Annotated in this window: 14 protein-coding genes; 13 read left to right on the top strand and 1 reads right to left on the bottom strand. The window is 58.5% G+C overall.

The features are described from left to right. From ispC to PMI16_RS01670, 11 genes are all read left to right on the top strand, one after another. Positions 1-1173 (top strand): 1-deoxy-D-xylulose-5-phosphate reductoisomerase, encoded by a 1173-nt coding sequence (ispC, locus tag PMI16_RS01720; protein ID WP_007875761.1) that lies wholly within the window; start codon positions 1-3, stop codon positions 1171-1173. 10 nt (positions 1174-1183) lie between these two features. Beyond that, positions 1184-2548, top strand: a complete 1365-nt coding sequence (gene rseP / locus PMI16_RS01715) for an RIP metalloprotease RseP (protein WP_007875760.1) — start codon at positions 1184-1186, stop codon at positions 2546-2548. Between the two features lie 107 nt (positions 2549-2655). Continuing rightward, positions 2656-5028 (top strand): outer membrane protein assembly factor BamA, encoded by a 2373-nt coding sequence (gene bamA / locus PMI16_RS01710; RefSeq protein WP_007875759.1) that lies wholly within the window; start codon positions 2656-2658, stop codon positions 5026-5028. Positions 5029-5073: 45 nt separating this feature from the next. After that, positions 5074-5595: an OmpH family outer membrane protein gene (locus PMI16_RS01705; protein ID WP_007875758.1), complete on the top strand. Its 522-nt coding sequence runs from the start codon at positions 5074-5076 to the stop codon at positions 5593-5595. A gap of 110 nt (positions 5596-5705) precedes the next feature. Further along, entirely contained in the window at positions 5706-6779 is a 1074-nt protein-coding gene (gene lpxD, locus PMI16_RS01700) for a UDP-3-O-(3-hydroxymyristoyl)glucosamine N-acyltransferase (RefSeq protein WP_007875757.1), read from the top strand. Next, the gene (gene fabZ / locus PMI16_RS25590; protein ID WP_007875756.1) at positions 6776-7240 is read left to right on the top strand and encodes a 3-hydroxyacyl-ACP dehydratase FabZ; all 465 of its coding nucleotides are present in this window, start codon (positions 6776-6778) and stop codon (positions 7238-7240) included. The genes lpxD and fabZ overlap by 4 nt, the downstream gene beginning before the upstream one ends. A 3-nt stretch (positions 7241-7243) precedes the next feature. Beyond that, entirely contained in the window at positions 7244-8032 is a 789-nt protein-coding gene (gene lpxA, locus PMI16_RS25585; RefSeq protein WP_007875755.1) for an acyl-ACP--UDP-N-acetylglucosamine O-acyltransferase, read from the top strand. A 13-nt stretch (positions 8033-8045) separates the two neighbouring features. Next, the gene (lpxB, locus tag PMI16_RS01685; RefSeq protein WP_081493348.1) at positions 8046-9197 is read left to right on the top strand and encodes a lipid-A-disaccharide synthase; all 1152 of its coding nucleotides are present in this window, start codon (positions 8046-8048) and stop codon (positions 9195-9197) included. Between the two features lie 6 nt (positions 9198-9203). Next, positions 9204-9827, top strand: coding sequence for a ribonuclease HII (gene rnhB / locus PMI16_RS01680; RefSeq protein WP_007875753.1), 624 nt, complete (start codon positions 9204-9206; stop codon positions 9825-9827). A gap of 9 nt (positions 9828-9836) precedes the next feature. Next, positions 9837-10628 carry a TrmH family RNA methyltransferase gene (locus tag PMI16_RS01675; RefSeq protein ID WP_007875752.1) on the top strand — a complete coding sequence of 264 codons (792 nt, stop codon included), beginning with the start codon at positions 9837-9839 and terminating at the stop codon, positions 10626-10628. Positions 10629-10673: 45 nt separating this feature from the next. After that, a complete protein-coding gene (locus tag PMI16_RS01670) occupies positions 10674-11129 on the top strand; it encodes a DUF6314 family protein (RefSeq protein ID WP_007875751.1) in 456 nt (151 codons plus the stop codon). A 24-nt stretch (positions 11130-11153) separates the two neighbouring features. Here the strand turns inward: PMI16_RS01670 and ppsR are convergent, their stop codons facing one another. Next, positions 11154-12008, bottom strand: a complete 855-nt coding sequence (ppsR, locus tag PMI16_RS01665; protein ID WP_007875750.1) for a posphoenolpyruvate synthetase regulatory kinase/phosphorylase PpsR — start codon at positions 12006-12008, stop codon at positions 11154-11156. A 399-nt stretch (positions 12009-12407) separates the two neighbouring features. Between ppsR and ppsA the strand changes: the two genes are divergently transcribed. Next, complete coding sequence (gene ppsA / locus PMI16_RS01660) at positions 12408-14765, top strand: phosphoenolpyruvate synthase (RefSeq protein WP_034378824.1); 2358 nt, start codon at positions 12408-12410, stop codon at positions 14763-14765. 164 nt (positions 14766-14929) lie between these two features. Beyond that, positions 14930-15373 (top strand): NfeD family protein, encoded by a 444-nt coding sequence (locus tag PMI16_RS01655; RefSeq protein ID WP_007875747.1) that lies wholly within the window; start codon positions 14930-14932, stop codon positions 15371-15373. Positions 15374-15437: the final 64 nt, after the last annotated feature.

Raw genomic sequence — 15437 nt, 5'->3', positions numbered from 1 at the left:
ATGCAGGCAATTACCGTTCTCGGCTCCACCGGTTCCATCGGCGTTTCGACGCTGGATGTCGTAGCGCGTCATCCCGATCGTTATCGGGTGTACGCCTTGACCGCACATTCGCGCGTGGATGAGCTCGCGGCGCAGTGCGTCCGCTTTCAGCCGAAGCTGGCGGTGGTCGGTACGGCACAGGCCGCGCAGGAACTGCAACAAAAGCTCAAGGCAAGTCAATTGCGTACCGAAGTGCTGTACGGAGCGCAGGCGCTATGCGACGTGGCGAGCGCGGCCGAATGCGATATCGTCATGGCGGCAATCGTCGGCGCGGCGGGGCTGGCGTCGACGTTGGCTGCGGCACGCAGCGGCAAGAAAATTCTGCTGGCCAACAAGGAAGCGCTGGTCATGTCCGGTCAATTGCTGATCGACGCCGTGGCCCAGCACAAGGCAACTTTGCTGCCGATCGACAGTGAACACAATGCAATTTTTCAATGCCTGCCGCATGACTATCGCCGGTCCTTGCCGGATGCCGGCATTGCCAGGATTCTGCTGACCGCATCGGGCGGTCCGTTCCTCAAGCGCGACGTCGCTACACTCGACAGCGTGACGCCGGAAGAGGCCGTGGCACACCCGAAATGGGTCATGGGGCGCAAGATATCGGTGGATTCCGCCACCATGATGAACAAGGGGCTGGAAGTCATCGAAGCGCACTGGCTGTTTGGCGCGCCGGCCGACAAGATCGAGGTCATGATTCATCCGCAAAGCGTGATTCATTCGATGGTGTCCTACATCGACGGCTCCGTCCTGGCCCAACTGGGCAACCCGGACATGCGCACGCCGATCGCCAACGCGCTGGCCTATCCGGAGCGCATCGCGTCCGGAGTGGCCCAGCTGGACCTGGCCGGGATCGGTCAACTATTTTTCGAGCGTCCCGACTTTGGGCGCTTTCCGTGTCTCAAACTGGCGTATGATGCACTGCAAGCCGGAGGCAGCTCGGCGGCCATTCTTAATGCCGCCAATGAAGTTGCCGTCCAGGCATTCCTGAATCAAGAAATCGGATTCCGCATGATTGATCAAGTGATCGCCCGCGTCATGGATAAGCTTCCCCATGGCCCTGTCGCCGATATCGACGCCCTGATCGAGCAAGATCAGCAGGCCCGCTCGATTGCACAATCCTGCTTGTCCTTATGATCTTCCTGTCATGAATCTGTTGCACACTTTGTTGGCCTTCATGGTCGCTCTCGGCACGCTGGTTGTCGTGCACGAACTGGGGCATTATTGGGTGGCGCGCTTGTGCGGCGTCAAGGTGTTGCGTTTTTCGGTCGGGATGGGGCGCGTGATCTGGTCGCGCCGTTTCGGCCGCGATCAGACCGAGTGGGCATTGTCGATTTTGCCGCTGGGCGGTTACGTCAAGATGCTCGATGCCCGCGAGCAGGATGTCGGCGACATGTCGCCGCAGGACCTCAAGCGCGAATTCACACGCCAATCGGTCTGGCGTCGCATCGCGATCGTCGCCGCCGGTCCGCTGGCCAACTTCATCCTCGCCATTCTCTTGTTTGCCGGTCTGTTCATGCACGGCATTCCCGAACCTGTTCCCAAGCTGCGTCCGATGGCCGAGCAAACCGCGGCCTATCAGGCAGGCCTGCGCGGGGGCGAAACCATCACCGCGATCAACGGCGTGCCTGTTCAGACCTGGTCCGAAGTGCGTTGGGAACTGATGCAGCATGTGCTTGAAAAGACACCTGCGCGGATGGATGTCGAACGCGTCAACAACGGTCCCAGCGGCGGCAAGTTGCTGAATACGGTCAATGTGTCGCTCGACGGCCTCTCGGGCAAGGACCTCGAGAGCGATTTCCTGGCGAAGCTCGGTTTGACCCTGGCGCGTCCTCCGGCCATCTTGGGGAAAATCATGGATGGTCCGGCCATGCTGGCCGGTTTGCAAAAGGGCGATTTGATCCTTGACGTGAACGGCGTCCAGATCAAGGACGGCCTGGCATTGGTCGAACTGGTCCGGTCTTCTCCAGGAAAGCAGTTGTTGTTGCATGGCTTGCGCGGTCAGCGCGAATTCCGCGTTCAGGTTACCCCCGATACGCTGAGCGACAACGGCCAGACGATAGGGCGCATCAAAGTGGAAGTACCGTTGGCGCCGGAAATGATCGTCATCAGCGATGCGCCGTGGACCGCGATTGCCAAGGGCGCCGAGAAGACCTGGGACACCAGCGCGATGACGCTGAAGATGATCGGAAAAATGATCGTCGGCCAGGTTTCATGGAAAAATATTACCGGCCCGATTACCATCGCGGACTATGCCGGACAGACTGCCAAAGTCGGCCTGGTCAGCTACCTGAGCTTCATCGCGTTTATCAGCATCAGTCTCGGGGTGATGAACCTGCTCCCCATCCCGGTTTTAGATGGCGGCCATTTGCTGTATTATTCGCTGGAGATTTTGACCGGCCGTCCTGTTTCTGAGCGCTTTGGGGAAATTGCTCAACGTGCCGGTCTCGGTATTTTGATGACATTGATGATCGTTGCCGCATTCAACGACATTGTCCGTCTGATGTTTTAAGGATTCGTCCCAAGCCGTCCTGATGGCAAGGATGGTTTTTGACTTTACATATGTTCGGCCGTTGTAACAAACGGTCAGCAAAAAACATAGTTAATAAACGATAGCTAATGAACTTACATTCCGCGCATTTCCCTGCACCGACTTTTTCCCGTAGCCTGATCGCCGCTGCTGCGCTCGCCGTCTGCAACCAGGCGTTCGCTGTTGAACCGTTCGTGGTCAAGGACATTCGCGTCGAAGGCATCCAGCGTACCGAAGCGGGCACCGTGTTCAGCTACTTGCCGGTCCGCGTGGGCGACACCTTCACCGACGAAAAAGGCACCGCCGCGATCAAGGCGCTGTATGCCACCGGTTTCTTCAAGGACGTTCGCGTTGAAGCCGAAGGCGACGTGCTCGTGGTGCAAGTGGAAGAACGCCCGGCGATCGCCAGCGTCGACTTCACCGGAATCAAGGAATTCGACAAGGAACAGCTCACCAAAGCGCTCAAGGAAATCGGCGTCGGCGAATCGCGCATTTTTGACAAGTCGCAAGTCGATCGCGCGGAGCAGGAGCTGAAGCGCCAATACCTGTCACGCGGCTTGTACGGCGCCAAGGTCACCACGACAGTGACGCCGGTTGAGCGCAATCGCGTCGCGGTGAGTTTTGCGGTGGATGAAGGCGACGTTTCGCGCATCAAGCAAATCAACATTGTCGGCAACAAGGCATTCTCCGACGGCAACCTGCGCGATCAGCTGAAATTGACGACGCCGGGCTGGTTTACCTGGTACACCAAGGCCGACCAATATTCCAAGCAGAAGCTGGCCGGCGACATCGAGTCCTTGCGCTCCTACTATCTGGATCGCGGTTACCTCGAGATGCAGGTCGAGTCCACGCAAGTCTCGATTACCCCGGACAAGAAAGACATCTACATCACCATCAACATCAATGAAGGTGAAAAGTACACTGTTTCCAGCATCAAGCTCGATGGCGAAATGTTCGGCATGCAGGACGATCTGACAGCATTGGTTCAACTGAAAAAGGGCGACGTGTATTCCGGCGCCAAGCTCACCGACAGCACAAAGAAGATCAGCGAACGTCTCGGCAATTTCGGTTACGCTTTTGCCAACGTCAATGCCAATCCGAACGTCGATCGCGAGAAGAAGGAAGTGGCCTTCACCATCATGGTCGACCCGGGCAAGCGCGTGTATGTGCGCCACATCAACATCGCCGGCAACACCAAGACCCGCGACGAGGTCATTCGCCGCGAGTTCCGCCAGTTTGAAGACTCGTGGTACGACGGTGAAAAGATCAAATTGTCGCGCGATCGCGTCGACCGCCTGGGTTACTTCAAGGAAGTCAACATCGAGACGCCGGAAGTGCCGAACAGCACCGACCAGATCGACGTCAACATGAAGGTCGAAGAAAAACCGACCGGCAACATCATGATCGGCGCCGGTTTCTCGCAAACGGACAAGCTGAGCCTGACGGGTTCCATTTCCCAGGAAAATGCGTTCGGCAGCGGTAACACGGTCGGCATCGACATCAACACGAGCTCGCGCTATCGTACGATTGCCGTTTCGCAGACCAATCCCTACTTCACGGACGACGGCATCAGCCGCACCTATGAAGTGTTTCTGCGCACCATTCGCCCATCGGCATATACCACGGGTGACTACCGCGTGAAAACCATCGGCGGCAATGTCAAATTCGGCGTTCCGTTCTCCGAGCTGGATCGCGTCTTCTTCGGCGTCGGCGTTGAAAATACCAAGGTCGATACCGATAGCACCAGCCCGAGCTTGTATCGTCAATACGTCCGCGATTTCGGCAGCGGCACCGGTTCGGCAGGCTGTGACGTCATCAACGATTCGACTTGCGGTATCGGCACCGCTACCACAACCAGCTTCCCGCTCACGGTCGCATGGCAGCGCGACAGCCGGGACAGCGCACTGGTGCCGACCAAGGGCACCTATCAACGCGCCAATCTGGAAGTGTCGGGTATCGGTACTTTGCAATACTATCGCGCGAGTTACCAACATCAATACTTCCAGCCGTTCTGGAGCAACGCGGCGACGCTGGCCTGGAATGGAGAAGTCGACTATGGCAAGGGCTTCGGCGGCAAACCTTACCCGATTTTCAAGAATTACTACGCGGGTGGCATCGGCACCGTGCGCGGCTATGAAGCCTCGTCGCTGGGTAATCTGAAAGACCAATACGGCGACTCCATGGGTGGTGCATCGCGTCTGATCGCCAACGTGGAATTGCAATTCCCATTCCCTGGTTCGGGCCAGGACCGCAGTTTGCGCTGGTTTACCTTCGTCGACGGCGGTAACGTGTTTGCCGATGGCGAACGTATTAAAATCAACGACTTGCGTTATTCCACTGGTATTGGTATCAGCTGGATTTCGCCAATCGGCCCGTTGAAACTGAGTTACGGCAAGCCGTTGAACGCGAAGACCGGCGACAAGGCGCAAAACTTCCAGTTCCAGCTGGGAACCGGGTTCTGATCGCGAGATCAGCACATGGCATAATAGAAATCTGTATTACGGAGAATGATCTTGAAGTTTATTACTAAATCATTGATGTCGATCCAAGCTGCAACGCTGGCTGTCGGCATGTTGTCGTTTGCAAACGTACACGCCCAGGAGTCCAAAATCGCCTTTGTCAGCACTGAGCGCATTTTCCGCGAAGCCGTGCCTGCCAAAGCTGCGCAAACCAAGTTGGAAGCCGAGTTTGCCAAGCGCGAAAAAGACATTCAGGATATGGCCGCGCGCCTGAAGGCGCAGTCGGACAAGCTGGACAAGGATGCTGCGATTCTGTCCGAGTCGGAACGCGTCAAGCGCCAGCGCGACCTGGCCGATATCGACAAGGAGTTTCAACGCAAGCAACGCGAATTCCGCGAAGACCTGAATCAACGCCGCAACGAAGAGTTGTCGGTCGTTCTGGAACGCACCAACAAGGTGATTCGCCAGATCGCTGAAGCGGAGAAATACGACATCGTCTTCCAGGAAGCCGTCTACGCCAGCAAGCGCATCGATATCACCGACAAGGTCCTGAAAGAACTGGCGAAGTAAGTCCGCGTCACATTATCACCATGCTTACCCCAGGCACGCAGATTGACCCGAAGGGAAATCGCCAATCTGCGTTGCTTGAGCAGGTAGCGCAATAATCCAAGAAGGCCAAGATGAGTATTCGGCTAGAACAGTTGGTCGAACGCTTGGGTGGCCAGCTAAAAGGCGATGCGCTGATTGATGTCAGCGGTATCGCGCCTCTGGATGCTGCGACGTCGTTGCACATCACGTTCCTTTCCAACCCCAAGTTTCGAACCCAGGCAGAGCAAACGCAGGCTGCCGCGTTGATTTTGTCCGAAGCGGATGATGCGGCCATCGTCGGCTATCAGGGTGCGCGCATCGTCGCCAAGAATCCCTATGCTTATTTTGCGCGCGCAGCGCAGTTGTTTGCGGCGCAGGCTGCGGTGCCGGTTGCGGCAGGCATTCACCCCAGCGCCTGCGTTGATGCAACGGCGCAAGTGGCGGCAAGCGCGACCATCGGACCGCAAGTCGTCATTGAGGCCGGTGCCGTGATCGGCGAACGCGTAGTGATCGATGCGGGCAGCTATGTCGGACGCAATGCACGAATTGGCGCCGACACGCATTTTTATGCGCGTGCGACGTTTCATGCCGGCTGCGAAATCGGCGAGCGCGGCATCGTGCATTCGGGCGTGGTGATTGGCGCCGACGGCTTCGGCTTCGCCAATGAAGGCGGCGCCTGGATCAAGATTCCGCAGGTGGGCAGGGTGGTCATCGGCAACGACGTTGAAATCGGCGCCAATACGACGATTGACCGCGGCGCCTTGTCCGACACGGTGCTGGAAGACGGCGTCAAACTCGACAACCAGATTCAGATTGCGCACAACTGCCATATCGGCGCGCATACCGCGATTGCGGCTTGCGCCGGGATCGCCGGCAGCGCCAAAATCGGCAAATACTGCTCGATCGGCGGCGCCGCAATGATTCACGGCCATATTACGATTGCCGACAAGGTGCACGTCTCGGCGGGCACGCTGGCGCTGCGTTCGATCCTGGAGCCAGGGCAATATACCGGCTTTTATCCTATCGCCAAGCATGGAGAATGGGAAAAATCAGCAGCATTGGTGCGCAATCTGGGCGCAATGCGTGAGAAAATCCGTGCGTTGGAAAAATCGATCAAATCGCTTACAGAGCAGCTTACTGCGCAAAATACTGAGCAAAAAAAATGACTAGTCTCGACATCAATCAAATCAAAGAATACCTCCCGCACCGCTATCCGCTGTTGCTGGTCGACCGCGTCCTCGCATGGGAAAGCGGCAAGGACATCACCGCCATCAAGAACGTGACCGTCAATGAAGAGTTCTTCAACGGCCATTTTCCGCACAAACCGGTGATGCCGGGCGTATTGATGATCGAAGCGCTGGCGCAGACTGCCGCCTTGCTGTCTTTCCTGACCGAAGGCCGCAAGCCCGACGCCAATACCGTCGTGTATTTCGTCGGCATCGACAACGCGCGCTTCAAGCGTCCGGTAGAACCGGGCGACCAGTTGAAGATGCATGTGGAAATTACCCGTCGCGCCCGCGGCATCTGGAAGTACAAGGCGGTGGCGACAGTTGACGGCCAGGTTGCGGTCGAAGGCGACCTGATGTGCACCATGCGCAACGCCAGCGACGCCAGCCAGGCAGGCTAAATCATGTCGCGCATCCATCCTACCGCCGTCATCGAGTCGGGCGCCCAGCTTGATTCAACGGTCGAGGTCGGCGCTTACTCGGTCATTGGCGCCAATGTCCGCATCGGCGCCGGTACGAAAGTCGGTCCGCACGTCGTGATCGAAGGCCATACGACCATCGGCCGCGACAACCAGATTTTCCAGTTCGGTTCCCTGGGCGCTGCGCCGCAGGACAAGAAATACGCCGGCGAGCCGACCCGTCTGGAGATCGGCGATCGCAACACCATCCGCGAATTCGTCACCTTCAATCTGGGGACGACGCAGGATGCAGGCGTGACCCGCCTCGGCAACGACAACTGGATCATGGCATACGTGCACATCGCGCACGATTGCCAGCTTGGCAGCGATATCATTCTGGCCAACAACGCCACGCTCGCCGGTCACGTGCATCTGGGCGACTGGGTGTTCCTGGGCGGCTTTACGTCGGTGCACCAGTTCTGCCATATCGGCGCGCATGCAATGACCGCTTTCACCGCGGCGGTCAGCCAGGATATTCCGCCTTTCGTCACCGCAGCCGGCAATCGCGCCGTGCCTGCAGGCATCAACAGCGAAGGCTTGAAGCGTCGCGGTTTCACGCCGGAGCAGATTGCGGCGATCAAGCGTGCATACAAGGCCGTCTATCGTTCCGGTTTGCCGCTTGAAGAAGCCCGGCAGGCATTGCTGGAGCAAGAAGAAAAATCTCCCGAGTCCGCCGCACATATCCGTCTGATGCGCGAATTCATCGCATCCTCCTCTCGTGGCATCATCCGATAAGATGTCCATCGCCATGGTCGCCGGCGAAAGCTCGGGCGACCTGCTGGCGAGCCGTCTGCTGTCAGGCTTGCGTCCGCGTTTGCCGGATGCGCGCCTGCATGGCATCGGCGGGCCGCATATGGCGGAGCATGGTTTCATCAGCGATTGGCCGATGGACAAGCTGACTGTCCGAGGTTTGTTCGAAGTCATCCCGCGCTACCGCGAAATCAAGGGAATCCAGAACGCCTTGCGCGACCAACTGCTGGCGGAGCGTCCGGCGGTATTCATCGGCGTCGATTATGGCGGCTTCAATCTGGGGCTGGAACAGCAATTGCGCGAGGCCGGCATTCCGACCATGCATTTCATCGGCCCGCAAATCTGGGCCTGGCGCGGCGGGCGCATCAAGAAGATTGCGCGTGCGGTGTCCCACATGCTGGTGATTTTTCCGTTCGAGGAAGAAATCTATCGCAAGGCCGGCGTGCCGGTGACCTATGTCGGCCATCCCCTGGCGGAAATCATTCCCATGGAGCCCGATCAGCGTGCCGCGCGGGCCGCTTTGGGCTTGCAGCAAGATCGGCGCGTGATCGCCATTCTCCCCGGCAGCCGCATGTCGGAACTCAAGTACAACACGGCAAGTTTTCTGGGCGCCGCCAGGTTGCTCAGGCAGCGCGAGCCGCAATTGCAATTCGTCGCGCCGATGGCCGGCGAAAAGCAGCGCGCGTATTTCGAGCAGTTGATCGCGCAGACCGGCAGCGCCGATCTGGACATCAGGATCGTCAGCGGTCAATCGCATGCGACCATGGCGGCTGCGGATGCGGTATTGGTCGCTTCCGGTACGGCTTCGCTGGAAGTCGCGCTCTACAAGAAGCCGATGGTGATCGCCTACAAGATGATGCGTGCTTCGTATGAAATCATGCGGCACATGAACTATCAGCCGTGGGTCGGCTTGCCGAATATCCTGGCGCGCGAATTCCTCGTTCCCGAGCTGCTGCAGGACGCCGCCACGCCGCAGGCCTTGGCCGACGCACTGTGGAAGCAGCTCGACGATCCCGTGCACCTGCAAAGCCTGCGTCAACGTTTCACCGATATGCATCATTCGTTGTTGCGCGATACTGCCAACGTCAGCGCGCAAGCGGTATGCACCTTGCTGGATCGCCGGCAGGCGCGTTTTGCGCAAGGAGCTTAGAGCAATATGGCCAGGAAAAACGATACGAATTTGTCGCTGTTCGCGCTCGACGATTACGCCGGCGAAATCATTTGCGGCGTCGATGAAGCGGGGCGCGGCCCCTTGGCGGGACCGGTCTTTGCCGCCGCCGTCATCCTCGATCCGGCGCGCCCCATTGTCGGCTTGCGCGACTCCAAAAAACTGAGCGAAGCCAGCCGCGAAGCATTGGCGCTCGAGATCAAGGATCGTGCAATCGCGTGGGCGATTGCAGAGTGTTCGGAAGATGAAATCGACCAGCTCAACATCCTCCACGCCAGCATGCTCGCCATGCGTCGCGCGGTCGAAAGCCTGCAGAGCGTTCCGACGCTCGCGTTGATCGACGGCAATCGTTGCCCGGTGATGACGATCCGCTCCGAAGCCATCGTCAAGGGCGACGACAAGGTGCCGGCTATCTCGGCAGCCTCGATTCTGGCCAAAACCGCGCGCGACGCAGCCTTGCTGGTGTTGCACGAGCAGTATCCGCATTACGCGTTTGATCAGCACAAGGGATACCCGACGGCATTGCATCTGGAACGTCTGCGCTTGCACGGCGTGTCGCCGGTGCATCGCAAGTCTTACGCGCCCGTGCGCGCCTTGCTGGCCGGCGGCTGAGGATTGCCCATGAAGGCTATCTCTTCTCGCGACAATGCGCTCTACAAGGAGCTCAAACAGTTCGCCACCAGCGCACAGGCGCGCCGCAAAGCGGGACGCAGCCTGCTCGACGGCGTGCATCTGGCGCAAGCGTATCTGCAGCAAGCCGGCATTCCCGAGTTGTGCGTCGTCGCCGAGAGCGCCGTTCATCATGCCGAAGTTGCACCGATTCTGGCGCAATGCGAGGCGGCCGGCAGTCAGTGCATCTGTTTGCCGGATGCGCTGTATCAGGCCTTGAGTCAGGTTGAAAATGGTGTCGGTCTATTGCTCGTGATTGCGACGCCGCAGCCGCAGGCACCGGCAGTGTTGACGACATCGGCTGTCTTGCTCGACGGCCTGCAGGATCCCGGCAATCTCGGATCGATCTTGCGCAGCGCCGCTGCCGCCGGCATTCGTCAGGTATTCTGTTCAACCGGTACGGTTGCAGCTTGGTCGCCGAAGGTGTTGCGTGCCGGCATGGGGGCGCATTTTTTGCTGCAGATTTTCGAAGGAACTGATTTACTGAGCCTTTGCAAGGCGAGCAAGATTCCCGTACTCGCAACCAGCTCGTACGTACAGGAAACCATCTACCAGATTGATCTCACGCAAGAGGTCGCCTGGCTGTTCGGCCATGAAGGACAGGGCGTTGCGGACGACCTGATGGAAGCGGCCGGCATCAAAGTGGTGATTCCGCATCTGGGACAGATGGAGTCGCTCAACGTCGCTGCAGCTGCCGCAGTGTGTTTCTTTGAGCAAGCCCGGCAAAGGCAGGGCGGCCGCTGAGCGCGGTTCGCCAAACCGGTATTGACGGCGAAGACGGACGCTCGCATGCATCCCGATCTCTACGCATATTTCAGCGGACGCTGGCGCTTCACGCGCCGCATGCTTGGCGTTGACGAAATCGTCATCGGCGAAGCCGAAGGCCACGCCGAGTTTCATCCCGACGAAGCGCACCGTTTGCAGTACAAGGAATCCGGTCAGTTGCGTCTGGCCGCCGATCAACGCGTGGTGTCGTTTACCCGGCGTTTCGACTATCGGGTGGAAGGCGACGTCGTCCATGTCGCTTTCGCCGATGGCGTCCAGGCGGGGCAGGCCTATCAAAGCTATCGATACGACGGGACGCAAAAAGCGTTACTGCCGCTGGAGACCCACCTCTGCATCCTCGATCGTTATGACGGCCGTTATGTCCTCATTGATGCGGATCGCTTCGATCTGCATACGCGTATCGAAGGGCCGCACAAGGACTATCTGCTGCATACGCAGTTCACGAGAGCAAGCGCCTGATGCACGGGCACCAGGCGTATCTGATCAGCGCGTATCCGGCTTGATTTCCTGCAGTATCGTCGCCGCAATTTCTTCGATCGACTTGGCGGTGGACGACATCCAGCGTATGCCTTCGCGGCGCATCATTTTTTCCGCTTCATTGACTTCGTAACGGCAGTTCTCGATCGCGGCATATTTGCTGCCGGGGCGGCGTTCGTTACGCACTTCCGACAGGCGTTCCGGCGCAATCGTCAGGCCGAAGATTTTTTTCTTGAAATTCACCAGGCCGCTGGGCAATTTTTCGCGTTCGAAATCTTCCGGGATCAGCGGATAGTTTGCCGCCTTGATGCCGTACTGCATGGCCAGGTAGAGGCTGGTCGGCGTCTTGCCTGAGCGGGACACGCCGACCAGGATGACGTCGGCGCTGGCCAGATTCTTGTTCGATTGTCCGTCGTCATGCGCCAGTGAAAAATTGATCGCTTCAATGCGGTTTTTGTATTCTTCCGAATCGGCGGTGTTGTGGCTGCGACCGATGGTGTGCGTCGACTTGACGCCGAGTTCCTGTTCCAGCGGTTCGACGAAGGTCTGGAACAAATCCATGTGCATCGCCTTCGACTGGCGGATGACCGCCGACAGGTCGGCTTTCACCAGCGTAGAGAAGACGATGGGCGCCTTGCCGTCGGTTTCGGCCACTTCATTGATCCGGCGGGTGGCGTCGTAGGCCTTGTCCAGCGTGTCGACGAAGGGCAGGCGCACCTGCTTGAAGCGCAGCTCGAACTGGCTGAGGACGGAGTGTCCCAGCGTTTCCGCCGTGATGCCGGTACCATCGGAAACGAAGAAGACGGTGCGGTTGGCCGGAGGCAAAGGGACGGGACAGGCAGACGGTGCGAGATCGAGCATAGTGTTGTTAAAAGGAAAACAATAAAAAATAACAGGCCGGATGAAAAAATTGCCGGCTACCCTGTAAAATGCCATGCAACAGATTGAGAAGCTAGCTCAAAATGATCCTGACAGTGCTGCGCAAGTTGACCGAATGCCTCTGGATGTTTGCCCTTGCAAACACCGTCGGAACTGCCGCGCGCCGATTATCTCAGCTCATGTATCGGAACCTGCAACAGGTGTCGAGCCAAGCCTCTGTATCGATTATGTCGCCTTCGTCAAAAAATAACAAAGAACAAATGACGACTGCCGGCCGTGTGAAGATTTCTTATCATCAAACTAGAGGTTGTTATGTCCAACGCAGTAAACATGGGTTCTGCCCAGGGGGCCGCATACGTAGTCTCCTTTGAAAATCTTCGCATGACGGACGTCGAGTCCGTCGGCGGCAAGAACGCGTCGCTGGGTGAAATGATCAGCCAGCTGGCCGGTGCCGGAGTCCGCGTCCCAGGTGGCTTTGCCACGACGGCGCAGGCGTTCCGCGACTTTCTGGAACACAGTGCAAATGGCGGCGCAACGCTGGCCCAACGCATTGCAGATCGTCTCGTCACGCTGGACATCGAAGATGTGCGTGCATTGGCGCAAGCCGGTGCGGAGATTCGTCAATGGATTATCGACACGCCTTTCCAGCCCGCGCTGGAACAGCAGATCAAATCCTTCTACGACAAACTGGTTGCCGATTCCACCAGTGAAATGTCTTTCGCCGTGCGCTCGTCCGCGACCGCCGAAGACTTGCCCGACGCATCCTTTGCCGGCCAGCAGGAAACCTTCCTGAACGTGGTCGGCATCGACAACGTGCTCGAAGCGATGAAACACGTGTTCGCATCGCTGTACAACGACCGCGCCATCTCGTATCGCGTCCACAAGGGCTTCACCCACGCTGAAGTCGCCTTGTCGGCCGGCGTGCAGCGCATGGTGCGCTCCGACGTCGGCGCCGCCGGCGTGATGTTCACCATCGACACCGAATCGGGCTTCAAGGACGTGGTCTTCATCACTTCCAGCTATGGTCTGGGCGAAACAGTGGTGCAGGGCGCGGTCAATCCGGACGAGTTCTACGTCCACAAGCCGATGCTGGAACAAGGCAAATTGCCGATCATCCGCCGCAACATCGGCTCCAAGCTGATCAAGATGGAATTCACCGGCGAAGCCAAGGCAGGCCGCTCGGTCAAGACCGTCGACGTGCCGGTCGAGCTGCGCAACCGCTATTCGCTCAACGACGCCGAAATCGTCGAACTGGCCAAGTACGCCACCATCATCGAAAAGCACTACGAGCGTCCGATGGACATCGAATGGGGCAAGGACGGCCGCGACGGCAAGCTGTACATCCTGCAGGCGCGTCCGGAAACCGTGAAGTCGCAGCAAAAGGCGACCGATGCGCAGCAACGCTTCAAACTCAAGGGCTCTAGCGCCGTGCTGGCAACCGGTCGCGCCATCGGCCAGAAGATCGGCGCCGGTCCGGTGCGCGTGATTCGCGATGCTTCCGAAATGGAACGCGTGCAGCCTGGCGACGTACTGGTCGCCGACATGACCGATCCGAACTGGGAGCCGGTCATGAAGCGCGCCGCCGCCATCGTCACCAACCGCGGCGGCCGCACCTGCCACGCGGCGATTATTGCGCGTGAGCTGGGCGTACCGGCCGTGGTCGGCTGCGGCGACGCCACCGATATTCTGAAAGACGGCAATCTGGTGACCGTGTCCTGCGCCGAAGGCGACGAAGGCAAAATTTACGACGGCCTGCTGGAAACCGAAATCACCGAAGTCGCACGCGGTGAACTGCCGCCGATTCCGTTGAAGATCATGATGAACGTCGGCAACCCGCAGCTGGCGTTCGACTTCCAGTCGATTCCAAACGGCGGCGTCGGTCTGGCGCGTCTGGAATTCATCATCAACAACAACATCGGCGTGCATCCGAAGGCGATTCTCGAATACCCGAACATCGATGCCGACCTGAAGAAGGCCGTCGAATCGGTCGCGCGCGGCCATGCATCGCCGAAGGCCTTCTACGTCGACAAGCTGGCCGAAGGCATCGCCACCATCGCCGCCGCATTCTGGCCGAAGCCGGTCATCGTGCGCCTGTCCGATTTCAAGTCCAACGAGTACAAGAAGCTGATCGGTGGTTCGCGCTATGAGCCGGATGAAGAAAATCCGATGCTGGGTTTCCGCGGCGCGGCGCGTTACCTCGCTGCCGATTTTGCCGAAGCATTCGAAATGGAATGCCAGGCCATGAAGCGCGTGCGCAACGACATGGGCCTGACCAACGTCGAGATCATGGTGCCGTTCGTGCGTACCCTGGGCCAAGCGGAAAAGGTCATCAACCTGCTCGGCAAGAACGGCCTGACACGCGGCGAAAACGGTCTGCGCGTCATCATGATGTGCGAAGTGCCGTCCAACGCGATCCTGGCCGAACAGTTCCTGGAGTTTTTCGACGGCTTCTCGATCGGTTCCAACGATCTGACGCAGCTGACGCTGGGTCTGGACCGCGATTCCGGCATGGAATTGCTGGCCGCCGACTTTGACGAGCGCGATCCGGCTTTGCAGGCTTTGCTGACCAAGGTCATCTCGACTTGCCTGGCCAAGGGTAAATACGTCGGCATCTGCGGCCAGGGCCCTTCGGACCATCCGGATTTTGCCGAATGGCTGATGAAGCAGGGCATCGAATCGATCTCCTTGAATCCCGATTCGGTCATCGACACCTGGCAGAAACTTGCCGGCACTAAGTAAGCACTCATATGGTCTAATCTGGACAAGTTCGCTTGTCTGGTTTCGGAACGCACAAAAACGCGGGCTTCATGCCCGCGTTTTTGTTTTTGAGCAATATCGGACAATAGGCTGTTAAAGTCTTGCCTGCGAGCAGCGGCTTGCATCACGTCAAAAGGAAAACCAACATGATGGACTGGGCGATATGGTTAGTATTGGCCGGACTGGCAGTCGGGGTGGAACTCTTTACCGGCACATTCTATTTGCTGATGATTGCCATCGGCCTTGCTGCGGGCGGCGGCGTCGCCTTGCTTGGCGGCTCTCCGGAATGGCAGCTCCTGGCGGCGGCGGCGATCGGCTTCGCCGCGACAGGTTTGCTGCGCCGCAGCCGGTTCGGAAAAATGAACAAGGAAAAGGCCGCACGCGATCCGAACGTGATCCTGGACATCGGTCAAAGCGTGCGGGTCGACCAGTGGACCGAGCTCGACGGCACGCCGACTTCGCGCGTGCGCTATCGTGGCGCAGAATGGGATGTCGAACTGGCTCCCGGCAATGCCGCCCAGTCGGGTCAATTCATCATCCGGGAAGTGCGAGGCAGCCGTCTGATCGTCGCGCACGCAGTTTCGCATTGAGCGTCAGTCCGGCTTCAACCAGGTTGTAATCAAGCTTTATCCAGGCTTCATTCATAAGGAGAAT

Source organism: Herbaspirillum sp. CF444, assembly GCF_000282135.1.
In the GTDB taxonomy this organism is placed as follows: domain Bacteria; phylum Pseudomonadota; class Gammaproteobacteria; order Burkholderiales; family Burkholderiaceae_D; genus Herbaspirillum.
Note: the sequence above shows the minus strand (reverse complement) of the source record. Positions and strands in the feature narration are given on the sequence as shown.

Coding starts and splice junctions, on each gene's coding strand:
- rseP (WP_007875760.1), top strand. CDS start 1,184: ATGAATCTGTTGCACACTTTGTTGGCCTTCATGGTCGCTCTCGGCACG.
- lpxA (WP_007875755.1), top strand. CDS start 7,244: ATGTCGCGCATCCATCCTACCGCCGTCATCGAGTCGGGCGCCCAGCTT.
- PMI16_RS01655 (WP_007875747.1), top strand. CDS start 14,930: ATGATGGACTGGGCGATATGGTTAGTATTGGCCGGACTGGCAGTCGGG.
- bamA (WP_007875759.1), top strand. CDS start 2,656: ATGAACTTACATTCCGCGCATTTCCCTGCACCGACTTTTTCCCGTAGC.
- ppsR (WP_007875750.1), bottom strand. CDS start 12,008: ATGCTCGATCTCGCACCGTCTGCCTGTCCCGTCCCTTTGCCTCCGGCC.
- lpxB (WP_081493348.1), top strand. CDS start 8,046: ATGGTCGCCGGCGAAAGCTCGGGCGACCTGCTGGCGAGCCGTCTGCTG.
- PMI16_RS01675 (WP_007875752.1), top strand. CDS start 9,837: ATGAAGGCTATCTCTTCTCGCGACAATGCGCTCTACAAGGAGCTCAAA.
- ppsA (WP_034378824.1), top strand. CDS start 12,408: ATGACGGACGTCGAGTCCGTCGGCGGCAAGAACGCGTCGCTGGGTGAA.
- fabZ (WP_007875756.1), top strand. CDS start 6,776: ATGACTAGTCTCGACATCAATCAAATCAAAGAATACCTCCCGCACCGC.
- PMI16_RS01705 (WP_007875758.1), top strand. CDS start 5,074: ATGATCTTGAAGTTTATTACTAAATCATTGATGTCGATCCAAGCTGCA.
- rnhB (WP_007875753.1), top strand. CDS start 9,204: ATGGCCAGGAAAAACGATACGAATTTGTCGCTGTTCGCGCTCGACGAT.
- PMI16_RS01670 (WP_007875751.1), top strand. CDS start 10,674: ATGCATCCCGATCTCTACGCATATTTCAGCGGACGCTGGCGCTTCACG.
- ispC (WP_007875761.1), top strand. CDS start 1: ATGCAGGCAATTACCGTTCTCGGCTCCACCGGTTCCATCGGCGTTTCG.
- lpxD (WP_007875757.1), top strand. CDS start 5,706: ATGAGTATTCGGCTAGAACAGTTGGTCGAACGCTTGGGTGGCCAGCTA.